This window comes from Streptomyces sp. NPDC006655 (genome assembly GCF_040703965.1).
Taxonomy (GTDB): domain Bacteria; phylum Actinomycetota; class Actinomycetes; order Streptomycetales; family Streptomycetaceae; genus Streptomyces.
Window position 1 is genome coordinate 1 of sequence record NZ_JBEYJU010000070.1, and the last position, 15,246, is coordinate 15,246.

15 protein-coding genes are annotated in these 15,246 nt (G+C 74.3%); 7 read left to right on the forward strand and 8 right to left on the reverse strand.

The window, feature by feature from the left end:
• Positions 1–180 precede the first annotated feature (180 nt).
• Positions 181–1,662, forward strand: a complete 1,482-nt coding sequence (locus AB0958_RS31425) for an MFS transporter (protein WP_366893864.1) — start codon at positions 181–183, stop codon at positions 1,660–1,662.
• Positions 1,663–1,680: 18 nt separating this feature from the next.
• Here the strand turns inward: AB0958_RS31425 and AB0958_RS31430 are convergent, their stop codons facing one another.
• The 4 genes from AB0958_RS31430 to AB0958_RS31445 form a co-directional block, all read right to left on the reverse strand.
• Positions 1,681–2,313 carry a response regulator transcription factor gene (locus tag AB0958_RS31430; RefSeq protein ID WP_366893894.1) on the reverse strand — a complete coding sequence of 211 codons (633 nt, stop codon included), beginning with the start codon at positions 2,311–2,313 and terminating at the stop codon, positions 1,681–1,683.
• A 376-nt stretch (positions 2,314–2,689) separates the two neighbouring features.
• Positions 2,690–3,964, reverse strand: a complete 1,275-nt coding sequence (locus tag AB0958_RS31435; protein ID WP_366893865.1) for a sensor histidine kinase — start codon at positions 3,962–3,964, stop codon at positions 2,690–2,692.
• A gap of 15 nt (positions 3,965–3,979) precedes the next feature.
• Positions 3,980–4,696: an ABC transporter permease gene (locus AB0958_RS31440; protein WP_366893866.1), complete on the reverse strand. Its 717-nt coding sequence runs from the start codon at positions 4,694–4,696 to the stop codon at positions 3,980–3,982.
• Positions 4,696–5,625: an ABC transporter ATP-binding protein gene (locus tag AB0958_RS31445; protein ID WP_366893868.1), complete on the reverse strand. Its 930-nt coding sequence runs from the start codon at positions 5,623–5,625 to the stop codon at positions 4,696–4,698. Before AB0958_RS31445 ends, AB0958_RS31440 begins: the two co-directional genes overlap by 1 nt.
• Positions 5,626–5,884: 259 nt before the next feature.
• On the opposite strand from AB0958_RS31445, the gene AB0958_RS31450 reads away from it, so the two are divergent.
• The 3 genes from AB0958_RS31450 to AB0958_RS31460 are packed head-to-tail and all read left to right on the forward strand — an operon-like array spanning position 5,885 to position 8,833.
• Complete coding sequence (locus tag AB0958_RS31450) at positions 5,885–6,742, forward strand: MaoC/PaaZ C-terminal domain-containing protein (protein ID WP_366893869.1); 858 nt, start codon at positions 5,885–5,887, stop codon at positions 6,740–6,742.
• A gap of 55 nt (positions 6,743–6,797) precedes the next feature.
• On the forward strand, positions 6,798–7,874 hold the full coding sequence (locus AB0958_RS31455) for a Zn-dependent alcohol dehydrogenase (RefSeq protein ID WP_366893870.1): 1,077 nt from the start codon (positions 6,798–6,800) through the stop codon (positions 7,872–7,874).
• Positions 7,875–7,885: 11 nt separating this feature from the next.
• The gene (locus AB0958_RS31460) at positions 7,886–8,833 is read left to right on the forward strand and encodes a 3-oxoacyl-ACP reductase (RefSeq protein ID WP_366893871.1); all 948 of its coding nucleotides are present in this window, start codon (positions 7,886–7,888) and stop codon (positions 8,831–8,833) included.
• Positions 8,834–8,895: 62 nt separating this feature from the next.
• Here AB0958_RS31460 and AB0958_RS31465 read toward each other — a convergent pair whose 3' ends face one another.
• Entirely contained in the window at positions 8,896–9,048 is a 153-nt protein-coding gene (locus tag AB0958_RS31465) for a hypothetical protein (RefSeq protein WP_358970572.1), read from the reverse strand.
• A 96-nt stretch (positions 9,049–9,144) separates the two neighbouring features.
• Entirely contained in the window at positions 9,145–10,572 is a 1,428-nt protein-coding gene (locus AB0958_RS31470) for a hypothetical protein (protein ID WP_366893872.1), read from the reverse strand.
• 187 nt (positions 10,573–10,759) lie between these two features.
• On the opposite strand from AB0958_RS31470, the gene AB0958_RS31475 reads away from it, so the two are divergent.
• The 3 genes from AB0958_RS31475 to AB0958_RS31485 are packed head-to-tail and all read left to right on the forward strand — an operon-like array spanning position 10,760 to position 13,726.
• Positions 10,760–11,599, forward strand: a complete 840-nt coding sequence (locus AB0958_RS31475; RefSeq protein ID WP_366893873.1) for a Nif3-like dinuclear metal center hexameric protein — start codon at positions 10,760–10,762, stop codon at positions 11,597–11,599.
• The gene (locus AB0958_RS31480) at positions 11,596–12,339 is read left to right on the forward strand and encodes a C4-type zinc ribbon domain-containing protein (protein WP_366893895.1); all 744 of its coding nucleotides are present in this window, start codon (positions 11,596–11,598) and stop codon (positions 12,337–12,339) included. Before AB0958_RS31475 ends, AB0958_RS31480 begins: the two co-directional genes overlap by 4 nt.
• 46 nt (positions 12,340–12,385) lie before the next feature.
• Positions 12,386–13,726: a bifunctional RNase H/acid phosphatase gene (locus AB0958_RS31485; RefSeq protein ID WP_366893874.1), complete on the forward strand. Its 1,341-nt coding sequence runs from the start codon at positions 12,386–12,388 to the stop codon at positions 13,724–13,726.
• Here AB0958_RS31485 and AB0958_RS31490 read toward each other — a convergent pair.
• Positions 13,698–14,354, reverse strand: a complete 657-nt coding sequence (locus tag AB0958_RS31490; RefSeq protein ID WP_366893875.1) for a bifunctional 4-hydroxy-2-oxoglutarate aldolase/2-dehydro-3-deoxy-phosphogluconate aldolase — start codon at positions 14,352–14,354, stop codon at positions 13,698–13,700. The two genes, AB0958_RS31485 and AB0958_RS31490, sit on opposite strands and share 29 nt — an antisense overlap.
• 95 nt (positions 14,355–14,449) lie before the next feature.
• Positions 14,450–15,232 carry a peroxide stress protein YaaA gene (gene yaaA / locus AB0958_RS31495; RefSeq protein WP_366893876.1) on the reverse strand — a complete coding sequence of 261 codons (783 nt, stop codon included), beginning with the start codon at positions 15,230–15,232 and terminating at the stop codon, positions 14,450–14,452.
• Positions 15,233–15,246 lie beyond the last annotated feature (14 nt).

Below are 15,246 nucleotides of genomic sequence, written 5' to 3' on the forward strand. Positions count from 1 at the left end.
AGGCCGATCGGCAACTTCGCCCCTTGGTGGCGGGCCAGGTGGCTCCGCCACATGACCCGCCACCCCGCACGCCGAGCGCACGCACCGAACGCCGCTCCTTCTCCCGCGGAGATCCATCAGAAGGGCCCTGGGCCGGGTGGGCCGAAAAGCCGATGCACGGGCCGTGACGGGCTTGAGAGCATGACACCCATGCTGGAAGCCGTGGACACCGCACCCATATCCCGCCGTACGGCACCCCCCACCTGGCTGGTCGTGGCGCTGGCCTGCGCCGGGCAGTTCCTGGTCGTGCTCGACGTGTCCGTGGTGAACGTGGCCCTCCCGTCGATGCGGACCGGACTCGGCCTGAGCGCCACGGGCCTCCAGTGGGTGGTGAACGCGTACGCCATCGCCTTCGCCGGGTTCATGCTGCTCGGCGGACGCGCCGGCGACCTCTACGGCCGCAAGCGGATGTTCCTGGTCGGGCTCGCCCTGTTCACGCTGGCCTCGCTCGGCGGCGGACTCGCCCAGGACGGCTGGCAGTTGCTGCTCGCCCGCGCCGTGCAGGGACTGGGCGCGGCCGTGCTGGCGCCCTCGACCCTGACCCTGCTGACGGCCGCCGTGCCGGAGGGTGCGGCGCGGGCGCGGGCGATCGCCACCTGGACGGCGGTCGGCGCCGGCGGCGGCGCGGCCGGCGGACTGGTCGGCGGGGTGCTGGTGGACCTGCTGTCCTGGCGCTGGGTCCTGCTGATCAACGTGCCGGTGGGCGCGCTGGTCCTCGCCGGGTCCGTGCTGTGGCTGGCGGAGAGCCGGACCGGGGACGGCCGGCGGCTCGACCTGCCCGGCGCGCTGCTGGTCACGGCGGGCCTGGGCACCCTGGCCTACGGCATCTCGCAGACCGAGGCCGAGGGATGGACGGCGGCGGCCACCCTGGTCCCGCTGCTGGCGGGGGTGGCGCTGATCGGTCTCTTCCTGGCCGTCGAGGCGCGTACGACGGCCCCGCTGATGCCGCTCGGGCTGCTCGGCCGACGGTCGGTGGCGTCGGCCAACGCGGCCATGCTGGTCTCCGGTTCGGCGATGTTCTGCATGTGGTACTTCATGACCCTGTACGCCCAGAACGTCCTCGGCTACAGCCCGCTGGAGGCCGGTCTCGCCCTGGTGCCCAGCTCGGTCGCGGTGCTCGTCGGCTCCAAGTCGGCGCCCCGGCTGATGCGGCGCTTCGGGGTGCGCACGGTGGCGGTGTCGGGCACGCTGGTCGCCGCGAGCGGGTTCGCCTGGCAGTCGACGCTGGGACCGCACGGCGCCTATGCGACAGCCATCATGTTCCCGGGGGTCCTGATGATGCTCGGCGCGGGCCTGGCCGCGACGCCGCTGGCCGCGCTCGGCACGTCCGGGGCGGCGCCCGCGGAGGCGGGGTTGCTGTCCGGGCTGATCAACACCTCGCGCACGATGGGCGGTTCACTGGGGCTCGCGGTGATGTCGACGATCGCGGCGGCCCACACCGGGGGCGCCGGCGGGGCGGCGGCCCTGACGCAGGGGTACGCGGCGGCCTTCCGCACCAGCACCGGCGTGCTGCTCGCCGCGGCGGCACTGATGCTGCTGTGGCTCCCACGCCGGCAACCGTCCGCGGAGCAGCCCGCGCGGGAGACCGGGAAAGGACCCACCGCTGACCGCGCCCGCGACTGACGGCCTGGCGCCCCCGGCTCACAGCCAGCCCTGCTGCCTCGCCTCCCGGACCGCCTCCGTGCGGTTGCGGGTGCCGGTCTTGCCGATCGCCGCAGAGAGGTAGTTGCGGACCGTCGACTCCGACAGGTGCAGCTTCGCCGCGACGTCGGCGACGGTCGCGCCGTCCGCCGACGCCTTGAGCACATCGCACTCGCGTGCGGTCAGCGGGCTCGGCCCGGCGCTGAGCGCGGCCGCCGCGAGCGCCGGGTCGACCACGGTCTCCCCGGTGAGCACCCGCCGGATGGCCCGCGCCAGTTCCTCGACCGGGCCGTCCTTCACGAGGAACCCGGCCGCCCCCGCCTCCATCGCCCGGCGCAGATAGCCGGGCCTGCCGAAGGTGGTCAGGATCAGCACCCGGCAGTCCGGCGCCTCCTCGCGCAGTTCCGCCGCCGCGTCCAGGCCGCTGCGCACCGGCAGTTCGATGTCGAGGAGGGCCACGTCGGGCCGGTGGACCAGCGCCGCGTCCACGATCGCGTCCCCCGAGGCGACCTGGGCGACGACCTCGATGTCCGGTTCCATGCCGAGCAGTAAGGCGAGCGCCCCGCGCATCATCCCCTGGTCCTCGGCGAGCAGCACCCTGATGGACCTGCCGGGCCGGTGGTCCCGGGGCATCTCGTTCACAGGCTCGCGCACAGCCCGATCCTAGGGCCTGTCTGACAATTCCCGTCGTCGCCCGGAGGGCGGCCGCGCGGCGTCCGGTGCGTGCTCTCGGTGTGCCGGCCGGAAGTCCTCGTACTGGATGTACTTGGGCTTGCGGCCGGTGCGGCGAGTGGGGGTCCCCCGGCCGGAGGCTGGGGGAGCGTGCCGGGCGTCGCGACGGGGCGAACGTTGCCTGCCGCGGCACTGGCTTCGGGCCCGTCCGTCGAAGAATGGTCGTTGTTCCGCTCCGCGGGCCTCGACCGGACGTGACCGAGCTCGGACGGGACCGGCGGCGGCTCCCGCACCTGGGACGGCGCCACCTCCCGGACCGACGACGTGACCGGGGCCGTCAGCACCCCCTGGGCTCCCTGGGGGCCGTCGGTACCAGCGGCTCCTGCCCCTCGGTGGGGAGGTCCGCGACGACCGTGAAGCCGCCGCGCGGCGACGGGCCGGCCCGGAGGGAGCCGCCCGCCGCCGCGAGGCGCTCGGTCAGCCCCTTCAGGCCGGTGCCGCCGACGCCCTCCGCGCGGGGACCCGCGCCGGCGGCCGCGGTGCCGTTGTCGGCGACCGTGAGACTGACCCGTTCGGTACCGCCGTCGACCGTGATCTCGCAACGGGTCGCGTCGGAGTGCCGTACGACGTTGGTGACCGCCTCGCGCACCACCCAGCCCAGCAGCGCCTCGGTCGCCGGAGCGAGCGGGGCGCCCGAGCGGACGGCCACCGGCTCCACCCCGGCCGCGTCCAACACCGAGCGGGCCCGGTCGAGTTCGGTGCCGAGGCTGCCCTGGCGGTAGCCGGTGACCGCCTCGCGGATCTCGGTGAGCGCCTGCCGGCCCACCGACTCGATGTCGGTGATCTGGGCGAGCGCCGCGTCCATGTCCCGGGGCGCCAGCCGCCGGGCCGCCTCCGACTTCACCACGATCACCGACATGGTGTGGCCGAGCAGGTCGTGCAGGTCCCGGGAGAACCGCAGCCGCTCCTTCTCGACCGCCTGGTGCGCCAACTGCTCGCGGGCGGCGCGCAGTTCCCGTACCGCCTCGGAGAGGCTGAGGATCGCCGCCGTCACCATCGTCGAGATCCAGGTGGCGTAGGCGATGTTCAGGCCGTTCCAGCCCTCGTGACCGGCGGCGACCGCACCGCCCAGCACGGCGACGGCCGCTCCGGCCCAGCGCAGGTGCTCGCCGCGCAGCGCCGCGCCCGTCGCCAGGCCGAGGAGCGGGAAGAACAGCAGCCAGTTGCCGCCGTAGCCGCCGGCGAGGCCGCAGGTGAGCGCGGCCAACAGGACCAGTGCCACCCGCGTGGAGAGCGCCTGCCGCTTCTCCTTCACGAAGGCGCGGGCCGCGACGTAGATGTAGAGGGAGTTGAAGGCGAGCAGCCCCAGGCCGCCGATCCACGGATTCGGGGTCTTGCCCTGGAACAGGTTGGAGAACGCGCCCAGCCCCATCAGCAGCCAGGGCACCAGGGAGAAGGCGGTCGGCGGCGGACCCGGCTGCTCCGGCAGTTCGGCGCCGGTCCGGCGCGCCTCCTTCCGCGCGGCCCGGAAGGACCGCACGTCCGCCCGCCACCGCTCCCGCGCCGCCCGCCACTCGCGCAGCCGCCCGCGGACCCCTCGCATCCAGTACATCTCTCGCTCCCCCGGTCAGCCGGTCCGTCCGGACCGGCGGTACGACAGCACAGCGTACGAACCGAACACCAGCAGCCAGAAGGCCAGCACCACGACCGCCGACAAGGCCGGGGCGCGGCCGGCCGCGACCGAGATGCCCAGCTGGGCGAAGCGGTAGGTGGGCGTGTACGCCGACACCGCACGCAGCCAGGCGGGGAACAGGGCGACCGGGAACCACAGGCCGCCGAGCACCGCGAGCCCCAGGTTGCAGGCCATGTTCGCCACACCCGTGGTCTGCCCGGTCAGCCGGTAGCCGTTGCCGAGGCCCAGCAGGGTGAAGGGCAGCGAACCCAGCCACAGCAGCACCGCGACCGCCGCCCACTGCCAGGCGGCCAGCCGTACCCCGTTCAGCAGACCGCCCGCCGCGAGCACCGCCACGATCGCCGGCAGCACCGTCACCGAGCCGGTCAGGGCCCGGCCGACGACGACCTGGCGCGGCGTCATCGGCGTCACCCTGAGCTGCCGCAGCCATCCGATCGCCCGGTCCTCGGCGACCCCGCCCCCGGTGTTCAGCGCGGAGCCGACCGCCCCGTACCCGGCCATCCCCACCATCGCCCCGGTCTTCCAACTGCCGTCGCTCGCACCCAGGTTCGTGAACAGCAGGTACATGAGCACGGGCATCGCGATCCCGCCGACGACGAATCCCGGGTCCCGCAGGGTCCGGCGCACCTCGAGCCGCAGATAGTCCAGCATCACCGCACCTCCGGCACGGTCGGGACGAGGGACCCGGGCTCGGACGCCGTCAGGGCCAGGAACGCGTCGTCCAGCGAGGCCGGCGCGACCTCCAGCCCCCGTATCGCGTCGAGCGCGGCGAGCGCGAGCACCGTGGCGTCCGGGTCGTCGGTGCGCAGCCGGGCCCGGTCGCCGCGGACCTCCAGGGAGCGCACCCCCGGCAGCCGCTCCAGGCCGTCCGTCGAGCGGCCGGCGAGGTCCACGGCGACCAGACCGCCGCCGACCGAACGCCTGAGCTGCTCGCCGGTGCCGTCCGCGACGATCCGGCCGCGGTCGATGACGAGGATGCGGTCGGCGTACCGGTCCGCCTCCTCCAGGTGGTGCGTGGAGAACAGCACCGTGTGGCCGCGGCGCGCCAGCCCCCGCACGGACGCCCAGAACGCGTGCCGCGCCTCCACGTCCAGCGCGGCCGTCGGCTCGTCCAGCACCAGCAGCGCGGGGTTCCCGGCGAGGGCGACGGCGAACCGGACCCGCTGGACCTGGCCGCCGGACAGCCGGTCCACGCGCCGGTCCGCCAGTTCGGCGATCCCGGCCAGCGCCAGGGCCCGCGCCACCGGCAACGGCTCCGGGAAGCGCCCGGCGACGAAGCCGACCAGCTCCCGGACCGTGACCCGCGGTACGGCCCGCGCCTCCTGGAGCATCGCGCCGACCCGGCCCGCCCGCACCGACCGCTCCGGCGCCTCACCGAAGAGCCGTACCGTGCCTTCGTCCGGCTCGGTGAGGCCGAGCAGCAGCGAGATCGTGGTCGACTTGCCCGCGCCGTTGCGGCCGAGGAGGGCGACCGTCTCGCCCGGCGCCACGGTCAGGTCGACGCCGTCCACGGCACGTACGGCCCCGAAGGTCTTGACCGCGCCCGCGAAGGACACGGCGGCACTCTGCGTCTGCGTCATGGACACGAAGCTACGAACCCGCACCGCCCGTCCGGCAGATGCACGTGTACGGACTCCGGCAGGACAAAAGTCCCGGCTTCCGGTGACTCGGCGCACTGAGCTGACACGCCGTCAGGTGTCTTCACAAGTCTCGGCCCCTGGGCTATACAAGGGGCGCCGGACTGGAACGCGTTCTAGACAAACACGCCCCGTGGACGGCCTCGGTGCGGCCGACGGTGCGGACGGCCGTGCCGAGGTCTTGAGACACCTCAGGAGCCGTATGCCCATCGACGCCGCCAAGGCCCTCGCCGCCGAACCCCGGTCCGGGGAGATCCGCTGGGAGCGCCGGGACGTCCAGCTCTACCACCTCGGCATCGGCGCGGGCCGCCCCGCCACCGACCCCGACGAACTCCGCTACACCCTGGAGACCCGGCTGCACGTCCTGCCCAGCTTCGCCACCGTCGCGGGCGCCGGTTCGCCCGGCGTGATCAGCGGGCTGTCCATGCCGGGCATCGACGTCGACCTCGCCAGGGTGCTGCACGGCGGCCAGCGTCTCGAACTCCACCGGCCCATCCCGGCCGCGGGCACCGCCACCGCCACCGGCCGGATCGCCGCCGTGTACGACAAGGGCAAGGCGGCCGTCCTCGTCATGCGCACCGAGGTCGCGGACGCCGACGGCCCGCTGTGGACCAACGACGCGCAGATCTTCGTACGGGGGGAGGGCGGCTGGGGCGGCGACCGCGGCCCCTCGACCCGGCCGGAACCGCCATCCGGCGAACCCGACCGGACCGTGGAGCGGCCGATCCGCGAGGACCAGGCCCTGCTCTACCGTCTCTCCGGCGACTACAACCCGCTGCACGCCGACCCCGAGTTCGCCAAGCTCGCCGGTTTCGACCGGCCCATCCTGCACGGACTGTGCACCTACGGCATGACCCTCAAGGCGGTCGTGGACACCCTGCTCGACGGGGACGTGGCGCGGGTGCGGACGTACACGACACGGTTCGCCGGGGTGGTGTACCCGGGGGAGACCCTGCGGATCCGCATGTGGCGGACCCCGGGGACCGTCCGGGTCGCCGTCGGCGCCGCCGAGCGCGCGGACGCGCCCGTCCTGGCCGACACGACCGTCGAACACTCCTGATCCAGAAGGCACCACCGCGAAGGCATCCGACCAGGCAGGTGAGGGGAGCCGCACCATGCGCGCAGCCGTACTGCACGAGATCGGCCAGGACAAACTGGAGGTCCTCGACGACGTCGAGGCGGCCGGGTTCGGGCCCGGCAGGGTACGCATCCGGGTGCGCGCCACGGGGCTGTGCCACTCGGACCTGTCGGCGATGAGCGGGGTGCTGCCGCAGCCGGGGCCGTTCGTGCCGGGCCACGAGGGCGCGGGCGAGGTCCTGGAGGTGGGGGAGGGCGTCACCCGGGTCAAGCCCGGCGACCGGGTGGTGGTCTGCTGGCTGCCGGCCTGCGGTGCCTGTCCCGCGTGCAGGCGCGGGCAGACCGAGCTGTGCCTGGCCGGGTTCATGAACGCCGGCACCCCGAACTTCAGGCGCCCCACCGGCGACGTCTTCGGCTTCGCCGGCACCGGCACCTTCGCGGAGGAGGTCGTGGTCGACGCCGGGTGCGCGGTGCCGATCCCGGACGACGTGCCCTTCGACATCGCCGCGCTGATCGGCTGCGGGGTGACCACCGGGCTCGGCGCGGCCCTCAACACCGCCGACGTGGAGGCCGGTTCGTCCGTCGCCGTGATCGGGTGCGGGGGCGTCGGCATCTCGGCGATCCAGGGTGCCCGGCTCAAGGGCGCGGCCGAGATCGTCGCCGTCGACCCGGTCGCGTCGCGCCGAGAGTCGGCGCTCCGGTTCGGGGCGACCAGGGCCGTCTCCCCGGACGAACTGCCCGGCGCCAAGCAGGAGGTCACCGCGGGCGAGGGCTTCGACTACGTCTTCGAGGTCGTCGGCAGGTCCGCGACGGCACGCACCGCGTACGAGAACACCCGGCGCGGCGGCACCCTGGTCGTCGTCGGTGCGGGCGCCATGGACGACTTCCTCCAGCTCAACATGTTCGAGCTGTTCTTCGACGAGAAGCGCATCCTGCCGTCGATGTACGGCGGCGGTGACGTGGTCCGCTCCTACGAGCGCACGATCGCCCTGTGGCGGGCCGGCCGCATCGACCTGGCGGGCCTGATCACCCACCGGGTGCCGCTGGCGGAGATCAACGAGGCGCTGGACCAGATGCGCACCGGCACCGCCCTGCGTACCTGCATCGAGATCTGAGGGGCCGCGGGATGGCGCAGGACAGGCCCCTGGCAGGGCTCAGCGCGATCGTCACCGGCGCGGGCCGCGGACTCGGCCGCGCGGAGGCCCTCGAACTCGCCCGGCTGGGCGCGGCCGTCGTCGTCAACGACTTCGGGCAACCGGGCCGGGACGGTTCGGGGGCGGCCTCCGCGGGGCCCGCCGAGCAGGTCGTGGAGGAGATCCGCGCGGCCGGTGGCGAGGCGGTCGCCCACACTGGGGACGTGGGGGACTTCTCGCAGGCGCGAGACCTTCTCACCCTCGCGACAACCACCTACGGAAAGCTGGACATCCTCGTCAACAACGCCGGCATCCTGCGCGACCGCATGGTCTTCTCGATGGGCGAGGACGAGTGGGACTCGGTGATCCGGGTCCACCTCAAGGGCCACTTCAACACCACCCGCTTCGCCGCCGCGCACTGGCGGGACCGGGCCAAGGCGGCGGCCGACGGAAAGGTGTACGGCCGGATCGTCAACACCTCCTCCGAGGCCTTCCTCGCGGGGTCCGCGGGCCAGCCCAACTACGCGGCCGCGAAGGGCGGGATCGTCGGCCTGACCACCTCCACCGCCCTCGCCCTCGCCAAGTACGGCGTCACCGCCAACGTGATCTGCCCGCGCGCCCGCACCCGGATGACCGAGGACGTCTTCGCCGGGTTCGGGCAGCCCGCCGAGGGCCTCGACCCGCTCGCCCCCGAGCATGTCGCCCCGCTCGTCGGCTACCTGGCCGCACCGGCCGCCGAGCGGATCAACGGCCAGCTGCTGGTCGTCCACGGCGGCATGGTCGCGATCGTCGAACGGCCCCGCGTCCAGGCCAGGTTCGACAGCAAGCAGGACACCTTCGACCACGCCGAACTCGACGCCCTGCTCACCCCGCACTACGCGGACCGGCCGCCGGGGGAGACCTTCGCGGCGGCGGAGGTGCTGGCCCTGAAGCGCCAGTAGGGCCACGTACGACCGCGGCCCCGCCCCCTGGTGAGGGGGCGGGGCCGCGGCTGTGGGTACCGTCAGGCCGCCGACTCGGCCGGCTCCTGCTTGCGGTGCCGGCCGCTCGGGGCCGACTCGCTGTCCTGGGCCGAGACATGACCACGGTGCTTCCCGTGACCGTCCGTCTCCTCAAGGTCGGCGTACAGCTGCTGGGACGTGCTGGCGTCGCTCATCGGAAGAATTCACCCCGTATACATGATCTTTCTTACAGCGCGGAGATTTTATCCAGACCGGCCCGGAGCGGATCCAGGCGGGCACGCCGACCGCAGCTAGTTTGTTACAACCGGCTCCGGTGGACCCTGCCGCAACGGCAGTTCCAGGGAACTCCGCTCCAACGTCTGCCCCTGCGGCGGCGGTTGAAACCGCCGCTCCAGCCGCACCCACCGCACCGGCCGTTCCCACGACACCGGCTCCGCCGACCGCCCCTCCGACACCGGGCGCAACGGCCGCCCAAGCGGCGCCTGTTGCAACGGCACCGGCCGGGCCACGGCAGGCACCGAGCGATCCCCGACAGGCGCCGGAGGATCCGGTTCCGCCGGCCCCCCGGCCGCACCCGGCCCCCCGGCCGCCCCCGGCCCCCCGGCGGCACCCGGCGCCCCGCCGTCCCGCACCGGACACCCCGGGCCCGCGTCCCCCGGCCCCCCGAACTCCCCCGTCGTCCCCGCCGTCTCCCCCCAGGGCACCACCATCGCCGCCACCCCGCACGGGACCTCGCCCGTGCTGTACGGCAGCCGCAGCACCCCGTCCCGCGTCCACAGCCCGGCGCCGGTCAGCCACCCCTCCGGCGCCGGGAGATGGCACATCCGCCGGCCCCCGGGCCGCCAGGCGCCGACCCAGCCGCCCAGCGGACCCTCGATCCACAGCGCCACCCCGCAGCTCTCCGGCGTCAGCACCTGCCCCGGCTGGATCGCGAACGGCGTCACCGTGCAGTCCGGCACCCGCAGGCTCTCCGGGAAGCGCACCGGCAGGGTGCTGCCGAGGACGCCCCAGCCCAACCGCTCCTGCCCGGGACAGGGCGCGTCCGAGCCGACCAGGATCAGCCCGCTGTCCGGGTCCGCGAGCAGCAGCCGGTCGTCGCTGTCCGGCGCGATCTGCAACAGCGGCGACACCTCGCCGCCCCGCTCCAGGTCGACCACGACCGCCTTGGTCCGGCCACCCAGCTCCCGGTCGAGCGCCAGCATCCGCCCGCCCCGGTCCAGCCAGACCCCGCCGGAACAGCGCCCCGGCACCACCGCGAGCGGCTCGGGCCCGAAGGCCCCGCCCGCCACCAGCCACACGGTGGCCGAGCGCGGCCCGACGGCCAGAGCGTACGCCCGGGTGCCGCCCGGCGCGGGCGGCAGCAGCCGCAGCGACGTCACCTCGTCCGGGCACTCCACCGCGCCCAGCGGCAGCTCGCCGGTGCCCGGACCGGTCGGGTACAGCAGGGCGAAGTGGTGCCTGCCGTCCACCAGCCGGCGGATCAGCACCCGCCCGTCGCGCAGCGGCTGCACCTCCGTGTCCGGCTCCTCCGGCTGGTTGCCGGGCAGCGGTACGGCGTACGGCTCCGGACCGTCCAGCGTCCAGCGCTCCGGGAAGCAGGAACCATCCTGCTGGGCCAGCCGGGCCGCGTACGCCCCGTCCACCGTGATGGTGCAGCCCGCCACCGGCGCGCTGTCGTCCTCGCCCGCAGCCGAGGGTTCGATCGCACAGGCCGTCATCGCTCGGTCACCTCCGGCCACGAAGCTAGTTTTCGCACGCACAGGCGGGGGAGCGGCAGACCGCCGCTTCACACATACGGGTGCACGCCGGACGATTCGCCTGAGGAAACGGGGACGGATGTGCTGCCGGTCGTCTCCCGTGGGCGAGCAGGTACAGCGCCGCGGAACAGGCAGGTAGCCTTTCCCCGTGCCCCGTCTGTCTGAAGTCATCACCGCCCTGGAGACCCTGTGGCCCCCCGAGCGGGCCGAGTCCTGGGACGCGGTCGGCACGGTCGTGGGCGACCCCGGCCAGGAGGTCACCCGGGTCCTCTTCGCCGTCGACCCGGTGCGCGACGTCGTCGACGAGGCGGTGAAGCTCGGCGCCGACCTGCTGGTCACCCACCACCCGCTCTACCTGCGCGGTACGACGACGGTCGCGGCGACCCACTTCAAGGGCCGGGTCGTGCACACCCTCATCAAGAACGACATCGCGCTGCACGTCGCCCACACCAACGCCGACACCGCCGACCCCGGCGTCTCCGACGCGCTCGCGGGCGCCCTGGACCTGCGGGTCGTACGGCCCCTCGTGCCGGACCCCACCGACCCGGAGGGCCGCCGGGGCCTCGGCCGCGTCTGCGAGCTGGACCACCCCGTCACCGTCCGGGAGCTGGCCGACCGCGCCGCGGCCCGGCTCCCCGCCACCGCACAGGGCATCCGCGTCGCCGGCGACCTCGAGGCCCCGGTGCGCACGGTCGCCGTCAGCGGCGGCTCCGGCGACAGCCTCTTCGACGTCGTACGCGCCGCCGGGGTCGACGCCTTCCTCACCGCGGACCTGCGCCACCACCCGGCGTCGGAAGCGGTCGCCCACAGCCCCCTCGCGCTGCTCGACGCGGCGCACTGGGCCACCGAATGGCCCTGGTGCGAGCTGGCCGCGGCCCAGCTCGACGAGATCTCCGACCGCCACGGCTGGGACCTGCGCGTGCACGTCTCCAGGACGGTCACCGACCCCTGGACCAGCCACTCACCGTCCCTTGGAGCCCCCAACTGAACGCAGCGCCCGCCGACCAGATCCGACTCCTCGACGTCCAGGCCCTGGACGTACGCCTCCAGCAGCTGGCGCACAAGCGGAAGTCGCTGCCCGAGCACGCCGAGATCGAGTCGCTGACCAAGGACCTCACGCAGCTGCGCGACCTGCTGGTCGCCGCGCAGACCGAGGAGAGCGACACCGCCCGTGAGCAGACCAAGGCCGAGCAGGACGTGGACCAGGTGCGCCAGCGCGCCGCCCGCGACCAGCAGCGCCTGGACTCCGGCGCGGTCACCTCGCCCAAGGACCTGGAGAACCTCCAGAAGGAGATCGTCTCCCTCGCCAAGCGCCAGGGCGATCTGGAGGACGTCGTCCTGGAGGTGATGGAGCGCCGCGAGTCCGCGCAGGAGCGGGTCGCGGAGCTGTCCGAGCGGGTCGGCGCGGTGCAGGGCCGCATCGACGAGGCGAGTGCCAAGCGGGACGCCGCGGCCGAGGAGATCGACGCCGAGGCGGCGACGGTCACCAAGGAGCGCGAGGTCATCGCCGCGGCTGTCCCCGCGGACCTGCTCAAGCTCTACGACAAGCTGCGCGAGCAGCAGGGCGGCATCGGCGCCGCCAAGCTGTACGCGCGCAGCTGCCAGGGCTGCCGCCAGGAGCTCGCCATCACCGAGCTGAACGAGATCCGCGCGGCCGCCCCCGACACGGTGGTCCGCTGCGAGAACTGCCGCCGCATCCTGGTGCGCACGGCCGAGTCGGGTCTGTAGCGACACCCGGAGGACTTGAGGGGCATGAGGGGCTGAAGGGGTTCACGTGGCGAGGGAGTTCATCGTCGAGGCGGACGGCGGCTCCCGGGGCAACCCGGGTCCCGCCGGCTACGGCGCCGTGGTCATCGACGCGGCGACCGGCGAGACGCTGGCGGAGGCGGCCGAGTACCTCGGCGTCGTCACCAACAACGTCGCCGAGTACCGCGGCCTGCTGGCGGGCCTGCGCGCGGCCCACGCCCTGGACCCGGACGCCGCCGTCCACGTCCGCATGGACTCCAAGCTGGTCGTCGAGCAGATGTCCGGCCGCTGGAAGATCAAGCACCCCGACATGAAGCCCCTGGCCACGGTGGCGTCCCGGGTGTTCCCGCCGGACCGGGTCACCTACGAGTGGATCCCGAGAGCCGAGAACAAGCACGCCGACCGCCTGGCGAACGAGGCGATGGACGCGGGCAAGCGGGGGGAACAGTGGTCGGCCTCGACGTCGACCGCCGAGCTGGACACGCGGGCGTCGGCGCCCCCGGCGGAGCGCGGGCCCGAGCGGCCGCGGGTGACCGGGGACGCGGTGGCGGGCGCCGCCGCGGCACGCGCCGCCCTGGCAGCGCCCCGAAAGGGGCGCGGGGCCGGGACATCTGCGGCTCCGCCGCGTGGGCACGACCAGCCCCCACTCACCGGCACTGTGACGACGACCGACGGGACCACCGCCGACACCCGCGCCGCCCGCACTGTCGCGACCCCCGGCTGGAGCTCCGCCCCCGACCTCGGCGCCCCCGCCACCTTCGTCCTCCTCCGCCACGGCGAGACCCCCCTCACCCCCCAGAAGCGCTTCTCCGGCAGCGGCGGCACCGACCCCGCCCTCTCCGAGGTCGGCCTGGACCAGGCCCGCCGGGTCGGCGAGGCCCTCGCCCGGCGCGGCACGATCGAGGCGATCCTCGCCTCGCCCCTCACCCGCACCCGGCAGACGGCCGCCGCCGTCGCCGACCGCCTCGGTCTCGACGTCACCATCGACGAGGGGCTCAAGGAGACCGACTTCGGCGCCTGGGAGGGACTCACCTTCGGCGAGGTCCGCGAACGCCACCCGGACGACCTCACCACCTGGCTCGCCGACCCGCAGGCGCACCCCACCGGCGGCGGCGAGAGCTTCGCCGAGACGGCCACCCGGATCGCGGCCACCAGGGACCGCCTCGTCGCCGCCTACGCGGGCCGCACCGTCCTGCTCGTCACCCACGTCACCCCGATCAAGACGTTCGTGCAACTCGCCCTCGGCGCCCCGCTCCAGTCCCTGTTCCGCATGGAACTGTCGGCGGCCTCGCTGTCGGCGGTGGCGTACTACGCGGACGGCAACGCGAGCGTACGGCTCTTCAACGACACGTCCCACCTGCGTCCCTGAGGCCCGCGGCGGCCCGCGCCAGCGACTCGACGCGGGCCCAGTCCCGAGCGGCCACGGCCTCCGCGGGGATCATCCAGGTGCCCCCGACGCAGCCGACGTTGGGGAGGGCGAGGTACTCGGGCGCGTTGTCCGGCCCGATCCCGCCCGTCGGGCAGAACCGGGCCTGGGGCAGCGGACCCGCCAGGGACTTCAGATACGCCGTGCCGCCGGCGGCCTGCGCCGGGAAGAACTTCATCTCCCGCACCCCGCGCTCCAGGAGCCCCACCACCTCGGAGACGGTCGACACCCCCGGCAGGAACGGCACCCCGGACCCGGCCAGCGCCGCCAGCAGCCCGTCCGTCCACCCCGGGCTGACCAGGAACCGCGCCCCGGCCGCGACGCACTCCGTGACCTGCCCGGAGGTGAGCACGGTCCCGGCGCCGACCACCGCGTCCGGCACCGCACCCGCGATCGAGCGGATCGCGTCGAGCGCGGCCGGCGTCCGCAGGGTCACCTCGATCGCGGGCAGCCCGCCGGCCACCAGCGCCCGCGCCAGCGGCACGGCGTCGGCGGCGTCCTCGATCACGACGACGGGCACGACCGGGGCGAGGTCCAGCACGGAGACGGGCATGCGGAACGAGGTGGGCATGCGGAACATCCTGCCGAGGTGATGCAGGCTCCGCAAAGGGCGTTGCGCATGCTGCAATGAGCGAGCCCTCCTTCCTGAAGTTACATGCTCTAACTTCAGTGAACCTCCGTAACCAGCACATCCAGCGCCCACGCCTGCCCCGCCTTCGCGGGCGCCGCCACCTCCACCTCGTACCCCAGCTCCCGCAACGCCTCCACCAGCTCGCCCGGACCGGCCGGCACGATCCCGGCAGTCAGCAGGCTCCGTACGATCCGCCCCTTGGTCGCCTTGTTGAAGTGGCTGACGACCTTCCGGGTCGGCGCGTGCAGCACCCGCACCGTCGCCGTCCGCGCGGCCACCTCCCCCTTCGGCTTCCACGCCGCCGCGTAGGCCGCCGACCGCAGGTCCAGCACCAGCCCCGACCCGGCCGCCTCCGGCAGCACCTCGGCCATGGGCCGGCGCCAGTACGTGCCCAGCGCACCGAGCCCCGGCAGCCGCACCCCCATCGAGCAGCGGTAGGAGGGGATCCGGTCGGTCACCCGGACCGCGCCCCACAACCCCGAGAACACCAGCAGCGACCGCGCCGCCCGCCGCTTCGCGGCCGGGTCGAGGGACGCCAGGTCGAGGGCGTCGTACAGCACCCCGGTGTAGATCTCCCCGGCCGGCCGCGCGCCCGCCGTCCGCAGCCGCGCGTTCTTGGCGACCTCGCCGCGCAGCCCCTCGCTCAGCCCGAGGACCTCGCGGGCCTTCGCCTCGTCGCCGGTGCACAGGTCGACCAGTTCGGCGAGCACGGCCGCGCGGGCGTCCGCGAGGCCCGGCAGGGACAGCGACTCGGGCTTCAGCGGGGCCGCACGCCCCGAGGACGCCTTGCCTTCCGAGGGCGGCAGCAGGACCAGCACACGTACTCCTCTTC

Excerpts from the sequence above, each read along its gene's own strand:
- AB0958_RS31425 (WP_366893864.1), top strand. The coding sequence starts at position 181 with ATGACACCCATGCTGGAAGCCGTGGACACCGCACCCATATCCCGCCGT.
- AB0958_RS31430 (WP_366893894.1), bottom strand. The coding sequence starts at position 2,313 with ATGCCCCGGGACCACCGGCCCGGCAGGTCCATCAGGGTGCTGCTCGCC.
- AB0958_RS31435 (WP_366893865.1), bottom strand. The coding sequence starts at position 3,964 with ATGTACTGGATGCGAGGGGTCCGCGGGCGGCTGCGCGAGTGGCGGGCG.
- AB0958_RS31440 (WP_366893866.1), bottom strand. The coding sequence starts at position 4,696 with ATGCTGGACTATCTGCGGCTCGAGGTGCGCCGGACCCTGCGGGACCCG.
- AB0958_RS31445 (WP_366893868.1), bottom strand. The coding sequence starts at position 5,625 with ATGACGCAGACGCAGAGTGCCGCCGTGTCCTTCGCGGGCGCGGTCAAG.
- AB0958_RS31450 (WP_366893869.1), top strand. The coding sequence starts at position 5,885 with ATGCCCATCGACGCCGCCAAGGCCCTCGCCGCCGAACCCCGGTCCGGG.
- AB0958_RS31455 (WP_366893870.1), top strand. The coding sequence starts at position 6,798 with ATGCGCGCAGCCGTACTGCACGAGATCGGCCAGGACAAACTGGAGGTC.
- AB0958_RS31460 (WP_366893871.1), top strand. The coding sequence starts at position 7,886 with ATGGCGCAGGACAGGCCCCTGGCAGGGCTCAGCGCGATCGTCACCGGC.
- AB0958_RS31465 (WP_358970572.1), bottom strand. The coding sequence starts at position 9,048 with ATGAGCGACGCCAGCACGTCCCAGCAGCTGTACGCCGACCTTGAGGAG.
- AB0958_RS31470 (WP_366893872.1), bottom strand. The coding sequence starts at position 10,572 with ATGACGGCCTGTGCGATCGAACCCTCGGCTGCGGGCGAGGACGACAGC.
- AB0958_RS31490 (WP_366893875.1), bottom strand. The coding sequence starts at position 14,354 with ATGCCCACCTCGTTCCGCATGCCCGTCTCCGTGCTGGACCTCGCCCCG.